This is a genomic window from Chitinophaga polysaccharea, from assembly GCF_007829335.1.
In the GTDB taxonomy this organism is placed as follows: Bacteria; Bacteroidota; Bacteroidia; order Chitinophagales; family Chitinophagaceae; genus Chitinophaga; species Chitinophaga polysaccharea_B.
On sequence record NZ_VIWO01000001.1, the window covers coordinates 244,979 to 262,824 of the forward strand.

A 17,846-nucleotide genomic window follows, 5' to 3' on the forward strand; every position below is an offset into this window, starting at 1 on the left:
TGAACATGATTTAATTTTGCACTCATCATGAAAATACAATCCTTCACACTAATCGTCTCTCCTTCCATAGGTGCGGTTTCAGCCAAATACATCGCACCAGATAAACCCACCTGCATTTTCACTTTGGCACATGGAGCAGGAGCAGGAATGGACCATTCATTTATGGAAACATTGGCCGATGCGCTTGCCCAGGCAGGCATTGCTACTTTACGGTTTAATTTCCCCTTTGCTGAAAATAAAAAAGGCCGGCCTGATGCTCCGGCGGTAGCTCATGAAACAATAGCGGCGGCGATTACAAAGGCACAGGAATTACATCCCAAGCTACCCCTGTTTGCTGCCGGTAAATCTTTCGGGGGAAGAATGAGCTCCCAGTATCTTGCCATGCATCCGGAAAGCGTTGCTAAGGGTATTGTTTTCTATGGCTTTCCGCTTCATCCATCTGGCAAGCCTGGTACTGAACGTGCTGAGCATCTGAAAGCACTCAAAATACCAATGCTTTTTTTACAGGGCAGCAAGGATACACTGGCTACCTGGGAACTGATTGAAACGGTATGCCAGTCTTTGCGGAAAGCTACGCTGGTGAAGCTGGAAGGAGCTGACCATTCTTTTAAGGCAGGGAAGAAAGATGTGATGTCGTTGTTGGTAAGTGAGACTAAGCAATGGGTAGAGAAAGTGCTGAAGTAACTACCGTTTCACCAACTTCCGCACTGGTACCCCTGTATATACGCCTTCTTCCAAAATATCTTTTACCACGATGCCTCCCATACCGATGGTTACATTATCTGTAATCTTGACTTTTTGTCGTACGGCGGCATTGGTACCCACATACACTCCATTCCCAACATGGCAGTTGCCGCTGATATTTACGCCGGGCGCGGTGGTAAAAAAATCGCCCACTACACAGTCGTGGCCCAGGGTGGTATGATGATTCAGCTGCGCGTGTTTCCCAATTTTCGCATTCAGGCTAACGATGGCGCCAGGAGTGATGATGCTGCCTTCTCCAATTTCTACCTGCTGGGAAATATAGGCAGCAGGATGTATGATGGTGGCATATGTAGTATCAACTGGTAGTTTGTCCACGATTCCTTTTCTTACCGCGGGATCAGCGATGGCGATCACCACATCATACAGTGAAGCATCAAAAGCAGAAAACGGGATGACGGTTACGCCCATTACGGTTGTTTCGATATAGTATTCATCGTCTACCATGAAACAGGCCCTATCGGCAATCGCCTGTTTTTTATCCATGGTATCCATGATATAACAAAGTACTTCCCTGCCAAATCCGCCTGCACCCACAATGCATATTTTCTTGTTGTTGCCCGTCATACTTTTCCTGTTGGTAAGATAACTGAAGATATTTAGGATTTAAATGTATGAAAATTGCAGAACAGTAACTACATCCATTAAATCAATAATTTATATATAAATATCTTCCACTACCCGTATTTTATATACAATCTTTGTACCTTCACTCCTCCCGATAATTATAAATTCGGAGGATTTGTAATATAAGCCAGATGATACCAGTAACTAAACCCTTTCTTCCGCCGAGAGAAGAATACAATAAGTATCTCAACGATATATGGGACCGGCAGTGGCTCACTAACCACGGGCCTTTGGTAAATGAGCTGGAGAGCAGCCTTAAAAGGTACCTGCATGCATCTAACCTGCTGTTCCTTTCCAACGGCACCATTGCCATTCAAATAGCCATTAAAGCGCTCGATTTAAGTGGGGAAGTGATTACAACGCCTTTCTCCTATGTGGCTACTACCAGCACTATTGTTTGGGAGAATTGTAAACCGGTGTTTGTAGATATCGATCCGCTTACTTTCAATATTGATCCAGACAAGATAGAAGCTGCTATTACCGAAAAAACAACGGCTATCCTGGCCACCCATGTTTTTGGTAATGCCTGCAACATAGACCAGATACAAGCCATCGCAAAAAAACATCAGCTGAAAGTTATTTATGATGCCGCTCACTGCTTTGGAAGTCTTTACAATGGCAGTTCTGTTTTTGAATACGGCGATATCAGTACCTGCAGTTTTCACGCCACCAAAATCTTTCATACGGTGGAAGGAGGTGCGGTATTTACTACGCAACCTGAACTGATTGACCGCATGGCGTTGCTACGCAACTTTGGCCATACCTCTCCTGTTACTTTTGACGGTATCGGCATTAACGCTAAAAATTCTGAATTCCATGCCGCTATGGGGCTATGCTGCCTGGAGCATATGAATGAAATCTTCAAAACACGTAAAGCCCAATGGCATCGATACCAGGCGGCCTTGCAGGAATCAAATAAAGTGCAATTGTTAACCATCACCAAAGGATGCGATTTCAACTGCGCCTATTTCCCGGTGGTATTTGAAAGTGAAGCCGTATTGCTGAAAGTGATGGCAGCGCTCAATTTGCAGTACATACAGCCAAGAAGATATTTCTTTCCATCGCTTAACACGATTAATTATGTAGATAACAATAGTTGTCCAAACTCCGAGTCGATTGCACAAAGAGTATTATGCTTACCACTGTATCACACCCTGCGAAAGGAAGACCAGGACCTGATCCTGAAAGTGGTTCTGAAAAACATATAAAAAGAAGATCAAAGTGGCTGGCACTTTGATCTTCTTTTATAACGCCGTAGCCACCATTAACAAATAACCAGGTGGCCTATACTGACCTACCTGGTTACGCGGGCGCCGCTATTCTCTGATGGTATGTTTATCTGCCAGGGCCATTTTAGCAATTTCATCTTTCCGTTTAAAACTTACGCCGGCATGTTGTTGCATATAGGTAAACAACTCACTGGTGGCCTTTACCATCTGTGGCGATCCACCTATACGATCATGAAAACTGATAGACATCATGCGGCGGCGATGAGCAGCTTCTTCATACAACTGATCAAATTCCATTTTTACCTGCTGCAAAAACTGGTCGGTCGAAAACCATTGCCCGGTGATCAGTTGAATATCATTACAGCGCAACGTATAGGGCACTACGGCAAAATCGATGTTATTCACTTTCGTTATAAATGGTTCATCACGACTGAGATCATCTATGTGATACAAAAATCCCAACTCCTGCAGAATGGTGAGCGTATTATCGCCGCGCCGCAACCAGTTGGCATTGTAGCCCACGGGCGTAGCACCGGTGGCTTTCTTCACTGCCTCTACTCCGTCCTTAATAAATCGTTTTTCTTCTTCATAAGACAACATATACTGCGATGACCAATCGCGGCCATGTGCCGCGGCCTCATGTCCACGCTGCACAATTTCTCTGGCAAGCGCCGGATTCTTTTCCACCGCGCTGCCCACCATGTGAGAAGTCACTTTAATACCGTGCTTGTCCCAGTTGTCCAGCATACGGGGAATACCTTCTTTGTAACCGTATTCGTACCAGGTATTAGCGGGCCAGTCCTTATAGCCTTTCAGCATATTCTGCGGAAACGGGCTTTCCGGATGTTCTGGCTGTCCGCCTGCTTCAAACTGCATGGATACGGATATTACCAGGCGGGAGCCGTCGGCCCAGCCGGAGCGTTGCTGGCGCTGGGGCGCTGTCGTTGCAGCCACCATACTAACTGGATTTACCATGCCGGCCAATCCAACCAGGCCGGCTGTTTTCAGGAACTCTTTTCTTGTAGCCATTATTTTTTAATGAGATGATCAACTGCGATGGTGTTGTACTGGATGAAAGCCAGCAATATGCCGAAGAACGCGGCGTGAATAAGCTGAGAAGGCAGGGCCTCCCAGTTTTCTATCATAGCGGTGCCAAATATCAGCAGCACCATTACCAGGCCTCCACCAATCAGTGAAACGCGGGTAAACAGGCCCAGGATGAGCAGCAAGCCTATCACAAATTCAGCGATGGGCAATGTATAACTGAAGGGTACCACCATTATCTCAGGCAACATGGATTTCTCAAAACTTTTTACCATCCAGGCGCTGAAGCCATTTAATTTAGGTAACCTTACCAAACCGTGTCCGAACATACTGGCGGCAACCGCCAGGCGGAGCAAAAAGAATACGATAGCGTTATTTTCCATTAGTGTGCGTTTATACCACAAAGATCAGCTAGCTCCCCGGGAAATAATTTGTACATTTTTAGGATCATTCTGTACTTTTGCAAGTATGCTACAAGAGAACTTATATCAACCTTTCGAAATAGAATACCGGGAGTGCACGGAGTGTCCGATAGATCCTCACAAACATAATTTTTTCGAACTGGTATATATCGTAGAAGGCAGTGGTATACAATGCGTCAACAAAAACCAGCTACCTTACAGCCCGGGAAAACTGTTCCTGGTATTCCCACAGGACTGCCACTCTTTTGAAGTGCAGGAAAGCACTAAATTCTTCTTTATCCGCTTCAACAACATCTACCTGCAAAATCAGCATAAAGATTGGATCCAGCAGCTGGAGTTTATTTTCCAGAATCACAACCACCTGCCAGGTTGTATACTGAAGAACAGAAATGATAAACCGCTGGTAAAAGCACTGATTGAGGCGCTGATACGTGAATTAGTGAATCAACAGGCCTATCACCGGGAAATGGCGCAGCAAATTGTGAATACTATCATTATGGTGATAGCCCGGAATATATTGCTGCAAATGCCCGAACAGCCTAAACATCCGGCCCGGAATGAGGCGTCGCTCAATATCCTGCATTACATACATGAACACATTTATGCGCCGGAAAAGCTAAGGGCCGACCAGATTGCGGCACATTTCAATATCTCGCCCACCTATCTAAGCGAATATTTCAAACGCAATAATGGCGATACTTTACAACAATATATTATGCAGTATAAGCTAAAGCTGGTGGAAACAAGGCTGCAGTACAGCAGTATGCGGGTAGGTGAAATTGCAGATGAGCTGGGCTTTACAGACGAGAGTCACCTCAACAGGATGTTTAAAAAATATAAGGGGATCAACCCCTCTGCCTTTAGGAAAGAGCTGGCTGCACAGGCGAATTAAGTGCATATAAAAAGCGACACCTCCTTGGATGGTGTCGCTTTTTACCGTTCATTGTTACTATTCTTCGTCCTCTTCTTCTTCGCCATCATCTTCCAGCCACTCCATGTAGGAGTAGTACCAGTCTTCCAGCTGCTCCAGCAGTTCCTGTTTCTTTTCCGGCGCGTTTTTGTAGAACTCTTCTACATTGTCGATTTCGTGAATGATATCAATGTAGGCAGTTTCTTCGTCTTCTTCTACACGTTTGGCGAAGAAGCGGGGTTTTTCGGTATGAAAAATATATTCATTTTCCGGATCTGTTACAGGATCATCTGCAATCAGAAATTTAGGTAACTGTGCCATAAAGGAGTTATTTTTTTAATGATGTTGTACGCTTTACAAGAAATACAAAATTATTGATAATTACCTAATAAAAAACATACAGTGAGAATGAATAAAATTATTGATAAAATTTCACATCTTTATAGTCGTTAAAACCCATACCGTATGCAGCAATATTGGATCAGATGGGAGAACTGGATGACTCAGCATGCCCCCAGACTGCTCAATCTCCTTCGTTCCGGCGCTTCTTTTGAGTCGGTGGAGTCGCTTGAAAAACTTATTGGAACGGCATTACCACCCGCTTTCAAAACCTTTTATGCTATTCATGATGGCCAGCAGAAGGCCAGGGCTGGATTGGTAGATGCCGATCAGTTGCTCAGTATAGAAGACATTACCGCACAATGGTATCATTGGAAAGATCAGCTGGATGCCGGCACTTTCACCTGGCGTGACGAGCCTATTCAATCTACGCCGGATACCGGTATAAAAAACGACTGGTGGAATCCTCTTTGGATCCCCTTTACCAGCGACGGCTTCGGCAATCACCTCTGCATTGACCTGGACCCGGCGCCCGGCGGTAAACATGGCCAGATCATCACCCTCTGGCACGACGACAGCCACCGCGCCATTTTAGCGCCTTCCTTTGAGGCCTGGCTGGGGGACTATCTCACCGCACTGGAAAAAGGAGAGTATATTTTCGTTAAAAAATGGGGAATTGTACATAAAGACACCTTCCTGAACTACAACGACTGATAATTAACCGGCGTACTGCCCGTCCACCGCTTAAAAGCCCTTGTAAACGCGCTCAACTCATTATAACCAAGCATCCAGGAAATATCTTTCAGCGGATAATTACCAGAAGAAATATAATAAACTGCCAGTGAACGCCTTACCGCATCCGCAATATCCTGGTATTTTACCCCTTCCTCTTTCAGCTTACGCTGCAGGCTACGCGGACTTACATTGAAGTTGGCCGCAATATCGTCCAGCGAAGAAACACCCAGGTAAGAGTTAGCTATCAGGTAATTATAAATCCTTGTTTGCAGATTTTGGGAATCAGGCACCGGTTGTGGCATACTGCTTACTTTCCTCAGCAAGAGCTCCTGCAGCTCATAATTAGCCGTTAAAAGCGGTTCCTCCCAATACTTGATATCAAACACCAGCGCGTATTCCCCGTTGCGTTTTATGGGCTTACACCTGAATACCCGTTCATATTCAGCGGGGTCAGGTACTGTGTAGGCCAGGCGCACTGCTTCGGGAGTAATTTTTTCCAGCAATAGCCCATCCAGTTCATGGATAACCATCACCATCAGCAAGTCAATCAACTGCCGGAAAGCAAAAGGCGGCGTGGCGCCATGATCCTGCGCAGGTATCAGCTTTACCGCAAATGCTTTACTACTACGGCTTATCTCCATACGCACGAGGTCCGTTACGAGGTGCGTAAGGGCTGCTGCATGCGTGATGGCTTCCCCCACCGTGGCGCTGCTCTGGATGATTTGTCCTACTATACCCAATGCCGCAGGCTGCAGGGATTCTCCAAAGTGCAGCCCAAACAAGGGATCGTTGGTAAGCCGGCTGGCATTCAGCCATAAGTCCTGCAGCTGCTGCGCAGATACTGGCGCTGCGTGCTGCTTTTTCAGAGCGGCTACATCAATGCCCGACAGTTTGCATAGCTGCACCATGTCTGCGTCCCGCTGTACGGCATAAGCAATCATACTTAATACTAGCTGTTTCATGCTGTAAAGGTATTCTTCTAACTACTTACAAAAATCAGGTTGTCGTTAAATGGTAAGCAATTGTCGTATAAAGGTAAGTGATACGCCTGCTCCGGAAAGTAGTTTTGCATTATCAATTTATCAACAACTAAAAACTATAAAAATGGAAAAGCAAACATTACAGGTAGTTACCGAATTTGTGCAGGCAGTACAGCAGTTGAATTTTGAAAAATTAGGTGCGTTACTACATCCTGATATCAGCTGGGAGCAGCCAGGCAGCAACCGTTTTTCCGGTACTAAGCAATCCAGCGGCGCCGTATTTGAAATGGTAGGCGGTATGTTTAGCGTATCAGAAAATACCATGTCGCTGGCCGATGTAAAAACAATTGCCGTTAATGGCGATCAGGCTTCTGTGGTGCTTACCTGGAAAGCCAGCCGGCCGGGCGCCACATTACATACCGATAACGTGGACGTATATACGGTAAAAGACGGCCAGATTGTAGCGGCTAAAATATTTGCGGCTGATATCCAGCAGGAAGATTTCTTCTGGGGTAATTAAACTATCAGAAAACAGCATGGGTAACACCTTCCGGGCTACGGGCAGCCTGGAAGGTGTTTTTATTTGAAAAACAGGAAGCGTTTTTTCCTTTTTTCCTCCTGGGCAGGCATCTGCTGCTCATCGCCACGCGGCGATATAGTTCTTCCGGAATAATACATCGGCTCGTTCTCCTGCCTGGCCGTGCTTTCCGTTACACAAACAGTACCGGTAACCCTATATGTTTTCCTGGTAACATATGATGTGACGACTACCTCTGGCAACTGCTTTATTTTCGCATCGGGTGAGGCAGAGTCTTCGGCAATGGGCGCAATCCCCACTTCTACCCTTTCCAGCTCTCTGGATTCGGCATGCCCTGTAGTGACAATACCAAGGGTAAGCCCGGCGCTCAGGAGCATAGCGGGCACGAAATAATGACGGGCAGACACGCCCGGCATTATCGCTCTTTCCAGCTGAGATGGTTCAAAATGGCCACAAACAGTTCCTTTACTGTTAGTAATAACAGCAAAAATTTCAGCATCTGATAATAAGGAGAAATCGACTACGGTTTTCTGACAGCTGCCACAGCAACGTCCTACTGAAGACAGGGGCATGTCATTCCAATTCTCCTCGCAAGGTGTAGGAACAGATAGATACAGACCTTTTTTCGATGATTTCACGGGCATAACAATATCGCAAATGAATATACGAAGAATAAAGCGATCAGATACGGGGAAAATCCCCAGTATACTATTTCAACAAATCAGCTACTCACCCATAAAAGGATGTATTTCAATGAACAAACAATATGGCATTATTGTTGAAAATATATCTATCAAGGAAACATTTTTTTAACATTAATAGTACTCATAACATGAAAACTCCAAAGCATATTACCGCCTACCTGTTTGCAGCCATTGCAGCAGCCGCTCTTTCCTTCACCAGCCATCCCGCAGCCGCCCAGGGCATCAAAAAAACGGCTGAGAAAGTAGGGAACAAAACCGCTTCTATCGCTGTAAAAGGAACCTCAGCAGTTACAGACAAAATTTACAAAGGCAAGGAAGGACCCAATGGTGAAACGGTATACATCGATAAAAAAGACAGGAAATACATCGTAGACGACAAAGGCAAAAAGGTATATCTGAAAAAATCGCAGATACATAACAAGAAAAAAGACTAATTACTAAACCTATAATACGAGCCGGACCAGGGAAACCGTCCGGCTTTTTTATCTCCCAACAGCCTGGCGTTTGCCCATTGCCGTTACAAGCGCCGAAAGCATTTAACATATGGCAGTTTTATATTCGCCAGCTGCCAATTGTTCCGTAAATTCATAGTGCCGTAAATCCCTTTTTATGCAATTAAAACCAGGCAGCTGTTACAGGATCAATGCACACGCCATTGCCCGGCTGCAATCATTTGGCAACTATGAATTTATTGTCACAGTGATCCATGCCAATGACACATCTGATAGCGTTGTATTTGAGTTCAGGAAGATAATCGGGAAGGCTACCCGCCTGCAGGAAATTACTACCCGGCAAATGGTAGAAATGCATGCCGATGGCGTTTCACTGCAAGATATTACCGGCGCCGCCCTTAACCTGGAACCGTTTGAAAAAGGAAGCGCTTTTCAACAATGGATCGCTACAGGGATTGCCACGCTGTGCGATTGTAACGCCTGATACGGTTATTCATACCGCAACGCTTCAATGGGATCTAACCGCGACGCGGCCTGCGCCGGGTAATATCCAAAGAATACCCCTGTAAAGGCGCATACTATAAACGACAGCACAATAGACGACTGCGATACTACCGTAGGCCAACCCAGCGTGAGGGAAATCACTTTGGCAGAAGTAATCCCCAATACCACACCTATTAATCCACCGGTAACGCTAATGATAATGGCTTCTACCAGGAACTGCAACAGGATATCCAGCTCCCGGGCGCCTATCGACATACGCAGTCCTATCTCCCGGGTACGCTCTGTTACCGATACATACATAATGTTCATGATGCCAATACCGCCTATTACCAGCGATATGCCGGCAATAGCGGTGAGAAGGATGGTTAGCAGACTGCTGGTCGAACTCAGTGTTTTGATCAGTTCCTCCATCGTTCTTACCTGGAAATCATTTTCATCCGCAGGCCGCAAACGGTGTGTTCCCCGCAGGATATCTATTATTTCGTCGGTGGCCTGGGCCGATGTCGTTTCACTCACCGCCGATGCATAAATGCTCTGAAAATAAATAGTAGCCAGGATACGCTTTTGCACAGTAGTATAGGGCGTAAGGATAATGTCATCCTGGTCTTGCCCGAAAGAACTTTGCCCTTTGGGCGCCAGGGTGCCAATTACCTGCAGTGGAATGGAATTCAGGCGTATAACCTTCCCCACGGGGCTTTCCCCACTGGGAAACAGGTTAGAAATCACTGTCTGTCCCAGCACACATACCTTGGCCGCCGTAGCTACATCAGCATCAGAAAAGGCGATGCCATCGTTGATCGTTAACTTACGGATATCAAAGTAAGAAGGCGCCACCCCCTGCAGCGTAGTAGGCCAGTTCAATGCGCCAAAAATCGCTTGTCCTTTGGTAGAAGATACCGGCGATACCGCGCTCACATGTTCGGCTCCCCGCTGTATGGCCAGCACATCCGGCAGGGTTAGCGACTGGTAACTGGAGCCTCCTATCCTTACGCCACCCGCCACATTACTGGCTGGTAATACAGTAATCATATTGGACCCCATGCTGCTAAGCTGTGATTGTATGCTTTCTTTAGACCCCTCTCCTATGGCCACCATGGCAATTACCGCGGCCACCCCTATAATGATGCCCAGCATGGTCAGGAATGCGCGAAGCTTGTTCCGCTGCAAGGCCCTTAATGCTATAAGAATGAGATTGATTGTACTCATGTGTACCAATTAATTAATAGTCATCCGCAGGAGGCAATGCTGCCAGCGCTTCTTTTGCCGAGCGCACATTTTCATTCTTACTATCCTTCACTACCTTACCGTCCCTCAGTGTCACGGTCCTGCTGCTAAATGCCGCTATATCCGGCTCATGTGTCACAAATATGATCGTTTTCCCCTCCTGTTGATTTAATTCCTGCATCAATGCCATGATCTCGTAGGAGGTACGGGTATCGAGGTTACCGGTGGCTTCATCGGCCAGTATCATCACCGGCTGATTCACCAGGGCCCTCGCTATGGCTACCCTTTGTTGCTGCCCACCGGAAAGCTGGCTGGGAGTATGATCTTCCCGGTCTACCAGCTTTACAGAAGCAAGGGCGCCCATGGCCCGCTCACGGCGTTCCCGGGTAGTAAGCTCCGGGTTATAGAACAAGGGCAGTTCCACATTTTCCAGGGCTGATGTACGGGGCAACAGGTTATAGGCCTGGAATACGAAGCCTATTTTATGATTCCGTAACCGCGCCAGCTCGTTGCGCGATAACTGGCTTACATTAACCCCGTCCAGCAGGTAATCGCCGCCAGTGGGTTTATCCAGGCAGCCCAGGATATTCAACAGGGTGGTTTTCCCCGATCCACTGCTTCCCATAATCGTTACAAACTCCCCCGAAAACACATCAAAAGACACGCCCTTCAAAGCACGGACTATCTCCGTGCCCATCACAAACTCACGCCTGATCTGCTGTAATTCCAATATCTTGCTGCCGCTCATCGTCTACGCCCTCCCCCCATTTTTGGTAAAAAAGGACTGCTGGTACCTCCCTTCGCTGCTACTACACCGCCAGCATTAACACCGAGAACAACAATATCGCTTTCCTTTAATCCCGACAACACTTCAATGTGTGTATTATCATTCAATCCTGTTCTGATATGCTTTTGCACCAATGTATCACCACGCAACAACCATATGTAGTTAGAAGACCCTATGCGGGCAGTGCTTTTGAAGGTTTTGCCAGTAGTATCTTTTCGCTGGGCAGGGCTCTTATATACCGCGCTTTGAATAATGTAATCCTTTAACTGTACGCTATCTGGTTTAAATTTCAGCGCCTTTACCGGCAACAACAACGCGGAGTCTTTTTCTGCTGTATAAATCGTAACATTGGCTGTCATACCAGGTTTTAGCTTCATATTGTCGTTGGGTGCATTGATGATCGTGTTATAAGTCACCACATTGGAAGATACGGAAGGTTGCAGCCTGATTTCCTGCACCTGGCCGGCAAATACATCTTCCAGGTAAGCATCTACGGTAAAACTTACCCGCTGCGAATCTGCCACATTACCAATATCGGCCTCGTCTACGCTGGCTTCTACCTGCATTTTGGTAATATCCTTAGCAATTACAAATAAAGTAGGTGTATTAAAGCTCGCTGCTACCGTTTGTCCTACGCTTACATTCCTGTTTAAGATCACCCCATTTATCGGGGAATGAATTTCTGTAAAGGAGAAGTTTTTTAAAGCCGACTGCAATTGTGCCGTTACACTGGCCACATTGGCCTTCCCCTGCTCCAGGGTATTCCTGGCTACATCGTAGTCTGCTTTACTGATAGCGCCGGTTTTATACAACAGCTCCTGGCGCTGGAAATTATTCTGTTGATAACTATAATTTGCCTGGGATACCTGCAGGTTCGCTCTCAGCTGATCTACCTGCGCCTGGAATAAGTCCTTATCCAGCTCCCCCAATAGCTGTCCCTTCTTTACCTGGCTGTTAAAGTCGACGTACAGATATTTGAGGGTACCGGAAACCTGTGTACCTACGGCCACAGTATCTACCGGCTGTATCCTGCCGGTAGCAGTAACGCTGGTAGCAATATGTCCATAAGCAGGGTGGGTGGTATCAAAGGATATGGGCACTGGTTTTTTCCTGATAAAGAAATACCAGATAGCCACTAACAATAATATAATTGCTAAGGTGATGATGATTCTTTTATATTTTCTCATACCTCAATTGCGTTTATAGTTTTACCGGTGTACCCCTGTAAAAATCATAGATCCTGATATTCAATGCCGCATTGTATTTAGCCTGTATATACGACTGCAATGCCTGTATGTATAAATTTTTTTGTTGCAGAAACACAACGATATTGGCAGCTCCTACTTTCAACTGCTCTGTAGCGATACGGTATCCTTCCTGTGAATATTTAAGTTGTTCTACTGCAGCATCATACTGGGCTTGCGCATTCAACACGTTGATATACGCCTGTTCTATTGTTTGGGAAAGATTTGTTCGTGTATCCTTTAATGTAAGCTTCGATTGATCCACTTCTAGCTTTGCTTTTTCTACGTTGGTTTTCACCACGCGACGGGTGAAGATAGGCAGGGACAATGTGAGCCCTATCTGCTGGTAAAAGTTATTGTCCAACTGTTTAAAATAGCTGGAGTTGCCCGATCCGCCGTTGTAAGAAGATCCCAGGCCACCACCAGCCGTAAGCGTAGGCAGGTAGCCTGTTTTAGCTTTAGCCAGGTTAAATGATGATACCGCTACCCCTAATTCACTGCTCTTCACTTCCGGCCGGTTAGCCAACGCGGAATCCTGTACTTCCTGTAAAGCGTATAGGTGAGTGCTGCTCATGAGGGTATCGGGACTGACTATTTCAAAATCGTAACTACTGGGCAATTGCAGCAGTTGCTTGAGTACCAGTTTATTTTGCCTGTACTGGTTTTGTGCGGTAGTAAGCAGGTACCGGTCGTTGGATAATTGTGCCTGTAGTTGTACCAGTCCTATCAATGCAATAGTGCCTACATCGTATTGTTGTTGCCCTTGTTTTACCTGGGCTTCAGAGGTAGCCACCACATCTTTTACATAAACGATATTTTCTCCCGCCAGCAGGATATTAAGGTAAGCCTGGGTAATCAGCACGGTGATGTCATTCATCTGGGTGGCCACATTCAGGCCTGCTACCTGTGTTTGCAACGATTTTTGTTTGATATCGTAGTTGAGGTACCCTCCCTGGTAAAGGGTTACGTTGGAATTAACGCCGTAGGTGCCGGACGGTGTAATTTCATAAGTGCCTGTACCCCCGCCGGCGCCCACAGATTTTCCGCCATTGATATTTTGTGTGGCCGTTCCATTGAGGTTCGGTAGTTTGGCTGCCCGTGACAAAAGCAAATCCTGTTCAGCACTTAAACGGCTCAGACGCAAGCTGTTTAACTGGATGTTGTTTTTCATGGCGTAGTCGAAGCATTGCTGCAGGGTCCATTGGGCAGGCAACCCTGCTGTGGCGGTGTCCTGCGCCTTCAGCAAGAACGGCAGGAAGAGAAGAAATATCAGGCCATGTAAAACAATCACCAATTGTTTACTCATGCATAACGATATTGATAAAAAAATACGGACCCAGAAGTAATAACCCCTGAATCCGCATTTTGTTATCAATATTCCCCAAAAAATTTACATCGCTCCTTTAAAGGTGGCATTAGCACGACCAGTACCTTCCGGTGGGCCTTTATGCCAGTCATTGTCGTAATACACAAAGAAAGCCATCCATATGGTGCGGGACCAGCGCATAAGCATCGGCTGCAGGATCAGCAACAACACCGCGTTTACACCCAGCCACCAGAAAATGCGGTTATCATAGATGGAAAAGCCGATAAACAACCACCACGCAATGAGGCTGGCTACGCATACGGCGATAGACAGGGCGTAACTCACATAGCCGGTACCGTAGTAAAAGCCTACTTCAACTTCTACTTGTTGACCGCATACGGGACACCTATCCGGCATTTTCAAGCAGTTTTTCAGATCGTAGGGATTTTTGGTGGTATAAATAGATCCACGTCTGCAACGGGCACACTTATTCCCCAACAGGCTTTTCAGCAAGTTGGGCTTTTCATGGTTTTTATCTGCACACATATTTTGAAGATTTTATCAGGAGATGTTCTTTCGGAATTCTTCCGGTGTTACTCCTGCATATTTTTTAAAAAATTTGGTGAAGTAAGAGTTGTCGGCAAAGTTGAGCTGCCAGGCAATGGTGGCAATGCTCATATCTGCATTGATCAGTAATCTTTTAGCCTCCAGCAATACCCGGTCGCGGATAATTTCCCCGGCCGATTTCCCCAGCATATGCCGGCAAAAGGCATTCAGGTAGTTCGGTGTTACGTACAACAGGGCTGCGTAGTCTTTCGGTAACCGCAACTGCATGTAATGCTGGTCTACCAGTTTGCGGAAATTGCGCAGCAATACGTAATTGTGCGGCGGTTCCTGTCCGGATGGCGCCTGCCCGGTATTGCGGGTTACCTGGATAAATAGCTCCAGTACCAGCAGGCGGAGCATGTCCTGGCTATATCCCTGGGGGTGCTTCATTTCCTGCAGCATTGCTTCCAGGAGTTCTGTGGCCACCGGAATAGCAGCTTTGGGTAGCTGTACTACCCCTTCGGCGCTTACCCCACTGAAAAACGGGAACCGTTCCACATATGCCGGGTCCTGCAAAAAAGCATTGAAGAAACCGGCGGATACGTTCATGACATATCCATTTATCTTCCCGGAAAAAAACCAGCTATGTACCTGGCCGGGCACCATGAAGTAAAACTGTCCTGGTTTTACAGGAAATGTTTCAAAGTCGATGGTATGTGTTCCTTCACCAGCAGTAAAAAGTGCCAGATGGTAAAAAGAGTGCCGGTGTGGGAAATGAATATGTTGATGTGCCTCCAGGTAATCCGGGAAACGGGCAACCAGTAAGTCTTCGGTGACTTGCACTCCCATTGACAGAGAACAAATATCGTATGTGGGAATATGTGCCTTCGACATCATGTTGCAAAGGTACTAAGGAAGGAAGAAAGCGGGTTGTGGTATTAGGGGCTTTAATGGTACTTTTTACTTATTGACATTTTTTTGGAGGAGGCAGGGTTTGCGGGCGTCCTTCCCGCAAACCCTGCCTCATAGTTACTATTTTACATATTTCATCAGCCATTCATCCATTTCCCACAGCATGTGCAACACACTTTCTTTGGCAGCATAGCCATGGCTCTCCTGGGGCAGAAACACCAGACGGGCGGTGCCACCGTTACCTTTTATGGCATTATACAATCTCTCGCTCTGAATCGGGAAAGTACCGGAGTTGTTATCGGCCTCTCCATGAATCATCAGGAGCGGTGTTTTAATCTTATCAGCATAAGAAAACGGCGACATTTTATAATATACGTCCGGCGTTTGCCAATAAGTACGTTGTTCATTCTGGAAGCCGAAAGGCGTAAGTGTACGGTTATAGGCGCCGCTGCGGGCAATACCGGCCTTAAATAAATTCGTATGTGCCAGCAGGTTAGACGTCATAAAAGCGCCATAAGAGTGCCCGCCTACGGCGATACGGTTTTTATCGCCTATACCCATTTCGGTAATTTTATTGACGGCCGCTTCTGCATTCATCACCAATTGCTCTATAAACGTGTCGTTGGGTTCCTTATCGCCTTCGCCCACAATCGGCATTTCCGTAGCATCCATTACGGCAAAACCACGGGTAACCCAGAAAATAGCGGAGCCGGAGGTAACACGGGTAAATCTGTACGCAGAGCCACGCACCTGTGCGGCATCGCTGGCAGATTTATATTCCCGTGGATAAGCCCACATGAATACCGGTAACCGGCCATCTTTTGCAGGATCGTAGCCTTCCGGCAGGTACAGCATGGCAGTGAGGTCTACCCCATCTTTACGCTTGTATTTCAGTAACTGTTTTTGTACGCCCTTCAGCTGTGGCTGGGGATGAGGAAAGTCTGTTAATGCCACGGCTGTTTTCTTTTTCAGGTCCTGCAGGTAATAGTTTACAGGAGAAGTAACTGACTCCCGGGCGGTTACTACCACAAGCTTAGCCGGGTCTGTAACTTTTGCTACCTGCTCATAGTAAGGTGCGGTAGAACGCCAGAGGATACGTTGTTTGCTGTTATCGAGATTGAAGGTGGCCAGGAACGGGCGGTCTCCTTCCGGAGAGGCGCCGGGGGCGGTCATCAGCAATTCATGGGAAGGAGATACATACAGTACAGATTTATTGAACTGGTTCCTTACCATTACCGCATCACCGGGATCGTTATAACGGTCGTTTTCAGAGCGATCGATGATGGTCATCGGCGCTTTTTCGGGATGAGAGGGATCAATACGGCTTACGCGGGTATGCTGTTGGGTACTGTTGGCATCTGTTACGAGTGCCAGCTGGTTATCTGCCCAGCTGATACCGGCAAAGCGATTCACGGTTTTTACCAGCTCCGTTGGTGCAGCTGTGAAAGGCGCTGCCAGCATATTTACCACATCGCGGAAGGGCACCTCTTTTTTTGGATCGCCACCATCCAGTGCCTGTACCCATGTAATCGTAGCCGGTGCATCATTGCGCCAGGAGAACTGACGGGGATAGTTGCTGGTAGCATCAAACCCTTTGGGTCTTACTTCATCCAGCGGGTTGATGGCCAGTTTTTTCACTTCTTCTCCATTTAATTTCCAGATGGCTACTTCTGTCGGAAAGCGGGAAGCACCTACCAGGTAGGAATAAGGGCGATGCAGCGTTTCCACCAGCAGGTACTGGTTATCCGGCGACGGTGCGGCATTCACATAAATAGCAGGTTTGCCGATCGTTTGTTCGCCGGTACTGCTGATAATGAGTGGTTCGGACTGAAAATAATAATCGAACAGCTGTTCGTCGTATGGATTTTTCAGCATATCCTGGTAAGTAGCTGCTGGTGCGGCCTTTCCACTGGTTTGCTGTACGGTGGGGCCTTCCGGCGCTACTGGTTTTACCGGTGCATTGCCGATGGCCGCAGGTACTGCCAATGCCAGTATGCGGTTATCATCTATCCAGCTAAATACAGGACCGGCAATATCATTAAGTGCCCGGGCACTGAGCCGGGTAGCGGCTCCAGAGGCTATGTTGGCCTTCCACAACGTAATTTGGCGATTATCTGTAATGGTGAAAGCAATACTTTTCTGCGAGGGCGACCAGGTGATATGGCTGATGCGCGCCTTGGCAGGCAGTCCCGTCACTGCGTATTCGCGGTTATCGCGGATAGATTTGATACGGATGCCTGTTACATAGCTGGCGCGGCTGGGACCAAAATTGGCCGGGTTGATACGCATCCCTGCCAGGCGGTATTCCGGCTGTGACAATTCTTCGATGGTTGGGTAACTGGTGCGGTCCATTACCAGCATGATCTCCCCTTTACTATTAAAATCTGTTAATGGTGAAGGCGTGGCCATGGCCAATTCCATAATACTCGCAGGAGGAGTTTGGTATTTCAGTGCATCCTGGGCATAGGCACGAAAAGTGAGGAATAAGGATAATGATAAGATTAATTTTCTCATAAAGCAGTTGATATTAGTTCGCAATCAGGCAAAATAAACTTTATGAGAGACAGCACAAAATACAATT

General features: G+C 46.8%; 20 protein-coding genes. 7 read left to right on the forward strand and 13 right to left on the reverse strand.

From position 1 onward, the window contains the following. Positions 1–27: 27 nt before the first annotated feature. A complete protein-coding gene (locus FHW36_RS01015) occupies positions 28–684 on the forward strand; it encodes an alpha/beta hydrolase family protein (RefSeq protein ID WP_145660879.1) in 657 nt (218 codons plus the stop codon). Here FHW36_RS01015 and FHW36_RS01020 read toward each other — a convergent pair whose 3' ends face one another. Further along, positions 685–1,329 carry an acetyltransferase gene (locus FHW36_RS01020; protein ID WP_145660882.1) on the reverse strand — a complete coding sequence of 215 codons (645 nt, stop codon included), beginning with the start codon at positions 1,327–1,329 and terminating at the stop codon, positions 685–687. It lies immediately after the preceding gene. Between the two features lie 191 nt (positions 1,330–1,520). On the opposite strand from FHW36_RS01020, the gene FHW36_RS01025 reads away from it, so the two are divergent. Further along, positions 1,521–2,597 carry a DegT/DnrJ/EryC1/StrS family aminotransferase gene (locus tag FHW36_RS01025; protein WP_145660885.1) on the forward strand — a complete coding sequence of 359 codons (1,077 nt, stop codon included), beginning with the start codon at positions 1,521–1,523 and terminating at the stop codon, positions 2,595–2,597. A 108-nt stretch (positions 2,598–2,705) separates the two neighbouring features. Here the strand turns inward: FHW36_RS01025 and FHW36_RS01030 are convergent, their stop codons facing one another. Continuing rightward, positions 2,706–3,647 carry a polysaccharide deacetylase family protein gene (locus FHW36_RS01030; protein ID WP_145660888.1) on the reverse strand — a complete coding sequence of 314 codons (942 nt, stop codon included), beginning with the start codon at positions 3,645–3,647 and terminating at the stop codon, positions 2,706–2,708. After that, positions 3,647–4,045, reverse strand: coding sequence for a DoxX family membrane protein (locus FHW36_RS01035; protein WP_145660891.1), 399 nt, complete (start codon positions 4,043–4,045; stop codon positions 3,647–3,649). The genes FHW36_RS01030 and FHW36_RS01035 overlap by 1 nt, the downstream gene beginning before the upstream one ends. Before the next feature lie 85 nt (positions 4,046–4,130). Between FHW36_RS01035 and FHW36_RS01040 the strand changes: the two genes are divergently transcribed. Further along, positions 4,131–4,976 carry a helix-turn-helix domain-containing protein gene (locus FHW36_RS01040; protein ID WP_145660894.1) on the forward strand — a complete coding sequence of 282 codons (846 nt, stop codon included), beginning with the start codon at positions 4,131–4,133 and terminating at the stop codon, positions 4,974–4,976. A gap of 57 nt (positions 4,977–5,033) precedes the next feature. On the opposite strand, the gene FHW36_RS01045 is transcribed toward FHW36_RS01040, so the two are convergent. After that, entirely contained in the window at positions 5,034–5,315 is a 282-nt protein-coding gene (locus tag FHW36_RS01045; protein ID WP_142684896.1) for a hypothetical protein, read from the reverse strand. A gap of 144 nt (positions 5,316–5,459) precedes the next feature. Here FHW36_RS01045 and FHW36_RS01050 point away from each other — a divergent pair, with 144 nt between their 5' ends. Next, positions 5,460–6,047, forward strand: coding sequence for an SMI1/KNR4 family protein (locus FHW36_RS01050; RefSeq protein ID WP_145660897.1), 588 nt, complete (start codon positions 5,460–5,462; stop codon positions 6,045–6,047). On the opposite strand, the gene FHW36_RS01055 is transcribed toward FHW36_RS01050, so the two are convergent. Next, a complete protein-coding gene (locus tag FHW36_RS01055; RefSeq protein WP_145660901.1) occupies positions 6,035–7,030 on the reverse strand; it encodes an AraC family transcriptional regulator in 996 nt (331 codons plus the stop codon). The genes FHW36_RS01050 and FHW36_RS01055 overlap by 13 nt on opposite strands. 142 nt (positions 7,031–7,172) lie before the next feature. Here FHW36_RS01055 and FHW36_RS01060 point away from each other — a divergent pair, with 142 nt between their 5' ends. Continuing rightward, positions 7,173–7,568 (forward strand): nuclear transport factor 2 family protein, encoded by a 396-nt coding sequence (locus FHW36_RS01060; RefSeq protein WP_145660904.1) that lies wholly within the window; start codon positions 7,173–7,175, stop codon positions 7,566–7,568. A gap of 59 nt (positions 7,569–7,627) precedes the next feature. On the opposite strand, the gene FHW36_RS01065 is transcribed toward FHW36_RS01060, so the two are convergent. Then, the gene (locus tag FHW36_RS01065) at positions 7,628–8,224 is read right to left on the reverse strand and encodes a hypothetical protein (protein WP_145660907.1); all 597 of its coding nucleotides are present in this window, start codon (positions 8,222–8,224) and stop codon (positions 7,628–7,630) included. Between the two features lie 194 nt (positions 8,225–8,418). On the opposite strand from FHW36_RS01065, the gene FHW36_RS01070 reads away from it, so the two are divergent. Both FHW36_RS01070 and FHW36_RS01075 read left to right on the forward strand, forming a co-directional pair. Beyond that, positions 8,419–8,724, forward strand: a complete 306-nt coding sequence (locus tag FHW36_RS01070; protein ID WP_145660910.1) for a hypothetical protein — start codon at positions 8,419–8,421, stop codon at positions 8,722–8,724. 175 nt (positions 8,725–8,899) lie between these two features. Continuing rightward, positions 8,900–9,226 (forward strand): hypothetical protein, encoded by a 327-nt coding sequence (locus FHW36_RS01075; protein ID WP_145660913.1) that lies wholly within the window; start codon positions 8,900–8,902, stop codon positions 9,224–9,226. A 5-nt stretch (positions 9,227–9,231) separates the two neighbouring features. Here the strand turns inward: FHW36_RS01075 and FHW36_RS01080 are convergent, their stop codons facing one another. The 7 genes from FHW36_RS01080 to FHW36_RS01110 all read right to left on the reverse strand — a co-directional run bounded on the left by FHW36_RS01080 (position 9,232) and on the right by FHW36_RS01110 (position 17,779). After that, positions 9,232–10,452 carry an ABC transporter permease gene (locus tag FHW36_RS01080; protein ID WP_145660916.1) on the reverse strand — a complete coding sequence of 407 codons (1,221 nt, stop codon included), beginning with the start codon at positions 10,450–10,452 and terminating at the stop codon, positions 9,232–9,234. A 13-nt stretch (positions 10,453–10,465) separates the two neighbouring features. Beyond that, positions 10,466–11,218, reverse strand: a complete 753-nt coding sequence (locus FHW36_RS01085) for an ABC transporter ATP-binding protein (protein ID WP_145660919.1) — start codon at positions 11,216–11,218, stop codon at positions 10,466–10,468. Continuing rightward, a complete protein-coding gene (locus FHW36_RS01090) occupies positions 11,215–12,444 on the reverse strand; it encodes an efflux RND transporter periplasmic adaptor subunit (RefSeq protein WP_145660922.1) in 1,230 nt (409 codons plus the stop codon). The genes FHW36_RS01085 and FHW36_RS01090 overlap by 4 nt, the downstream gene beginning before the upstream one ends. A 13-nt stretch (positions 12,445–12,457) precedes the next feature. Further along, positions 12,458–13,807: a TolC family protein gene (locus tag FHW36_RS01095; protein ID WP_145660925.1), complete on the reverse strand. Its 1,350-nt coding sequence runs from the start codon at positions 13,805–13,807 to the stop codon at positions 12,458–12,460. Between the two features lie 84 nt (positions 13,808–13,891). Further along, the gene (locus FHW36_RS01100) at positions 13,892–14,353 is read right to left on the reverse strand and encodes a DUF983 domain-containing protein (protein ID WP_145660928.1); all 462 of its coding nucleotides are present in this window, start codon (positions 14,351–14,353) and stop codon (positions 13,892–13,894) included. Between the two features lie 15 nt (positions 14,354–14,368). Continuing rightward, positions 14,369–15,250, reverse strand: coding sequence for a helix-turn-helix transcriptional regulator (locus tag FHW36_RS01105; protein WP_246121035.1), 882 nt, complete (start codon positions 15,248–15,250; stop codon positions 14,369–14,371). Positions 15,251–15,385: 135 nt separating this feature from the next. Beyond that, entirely contained in the window at positions 15,386–17,779 is a 2,394-nt protein-coding gene (locus tag FHW36_RS01110; protein ID WP_145660931.1) for a S9 family peptidase, read from the reverse strand. Positions 17,780–17,846 lie beyond the last annotated feature (67 nt).

Excerpts from the sequence above, each read along its gene's own strand:
- FHW36_RS01020 (WP_145660882.1), bottom strand. The coding sequence starts at position 1,329 with ATGACGGGCAACAACAAGAAAATATGCATTGTGGGTGCAGGCGGATTT.
- FHW36_RS01070 (WP_145660910.1), top strand. The coding sequence starts at position 8,419 with ATGAAAACTCCAAAGCATATTACCGCCTACCTGTTTGCAGCCATTGCA.
- FHW36_RS01085 (WP_145660919.1), bottom strand. The coding sequence starts at position 11,218 with ATGAGCGGCAGCAAGATATTGGAATTACAGCAGATCAGGCGTGAGTTT.
- FHW36_RS01105 (WP_246121035.1), bottom strand. The coding sequence starts at position 15,250 with ATGATGTCGAAGGCACATATTCCCACATACGATATTTGTTCTCTGTCA.
- FHW36_RS01100 (WP_145660928.1), bottom strand. The coding sequence starts at position 14,353 with ATGTGTGCAGATAAAAACCATGAAAAGCCCAACTTGCTGAAAAGCCTG.
- FHW36_RS01040 (WP_145660894.1), top strand. The coding sequence starts at position 4,131 with ATGCTACAAGAGAACTTATATCAACCTTTCGAAATAGAATACCGGGAG.
- FHW36_RS01095 (WP_145660925.1), bottom strand. The coding sequence starts at position 13,807 with ATGAGTAAACAATTGGTGATTGTTTTACATGGCCTGATATTTCTTCTC.
- FHW36_RS01055 (WP_145660901.1), bottom strand. The coding sequence starts at position 7,030 with ATGAAACAGCTAGTATTAAGTATGATTGCTTATGCCGTACAGCGGGAC.
- FHW36_RS01015 (WP_145660879.1), top strand. The coding sequence starts at position 28 with ATGAAAATACAATCCTTCACACTAATCGTCTCTCCTTCCATAGGTGCG.
- FHW36_RS01030 (WP_145660888.1), bottom strand. The coding sequence starts at position 3,647 with ATGGCTACAAGAAAAGAGTTCCTGAAAACAGCCGGCCTGGTTGGATTG.
- FHW36_RS01080 (WP_145660916.1), bottom strand. The coding sequence starts at position 10,452 with ATGAGTACAATCAATCTCATTCTTATAGCATTAAGGGCCTTGCAGCGG.
- FHW36_RS01045 (WP_142684896.1), bottom strand. The coding sequence starts at position 5,315 with ATGGCACAGTTACCTAAATTTCTGATTGCAGATGATCCTGTAACAGAT.
- FHW36_RS01060 (WP_145660904.1), top strand. The coding sequence starts at position 7,173 with ATGGAAAAGCAAACATTACAGGTAGTTACCGAATTTGTGCAGGCAGTA.
- FHW36_RS01110 (WP_145660931.1), bottom strand. The coding sequence starts at position 17,779 with ATGAGAAAATTAATCTTATCATTATCCTTATTCCTCACTTTTCGTGCC.
- FHW36_RS01075 (WP_145660913.1), top strand. The coding sequence starts at position 8,900 with ATGCAATTAAAACCAGGCAGCTGTTACAGGATCAATGCACACGCCATT.
- FHW36_RS01025 (WP_145660885.1), top strand. The coding sequence starts at position 1,521 with ATGATACCAGTAACTAAACCCTTTCTTCCGCCGAGAGAAGAATACAAT.
- FHW36_RS01050 (WP_145660897.1), top strand. The coding sequence starts at position 5,460 with ATGCAGCAATATTGGATCAGATGGGAGAACTGGATGACTCAGCATGCC.
- FHW36_RS01090 (WP_145660922.1), bottom strand. The coding sequence starts at position 12,444 with ATGAGAAAATATAAAAGAATCATCATCACCTTAGCAATTATATTATTG.
- FHW36_RS01035 (WP_145660891.1), bottom strand. The coding sequence starts at position 4,045 with ATGGAAAATAACGCTATCGTATTCTTTTTGCTCCGCCTGGCGGTTGCC.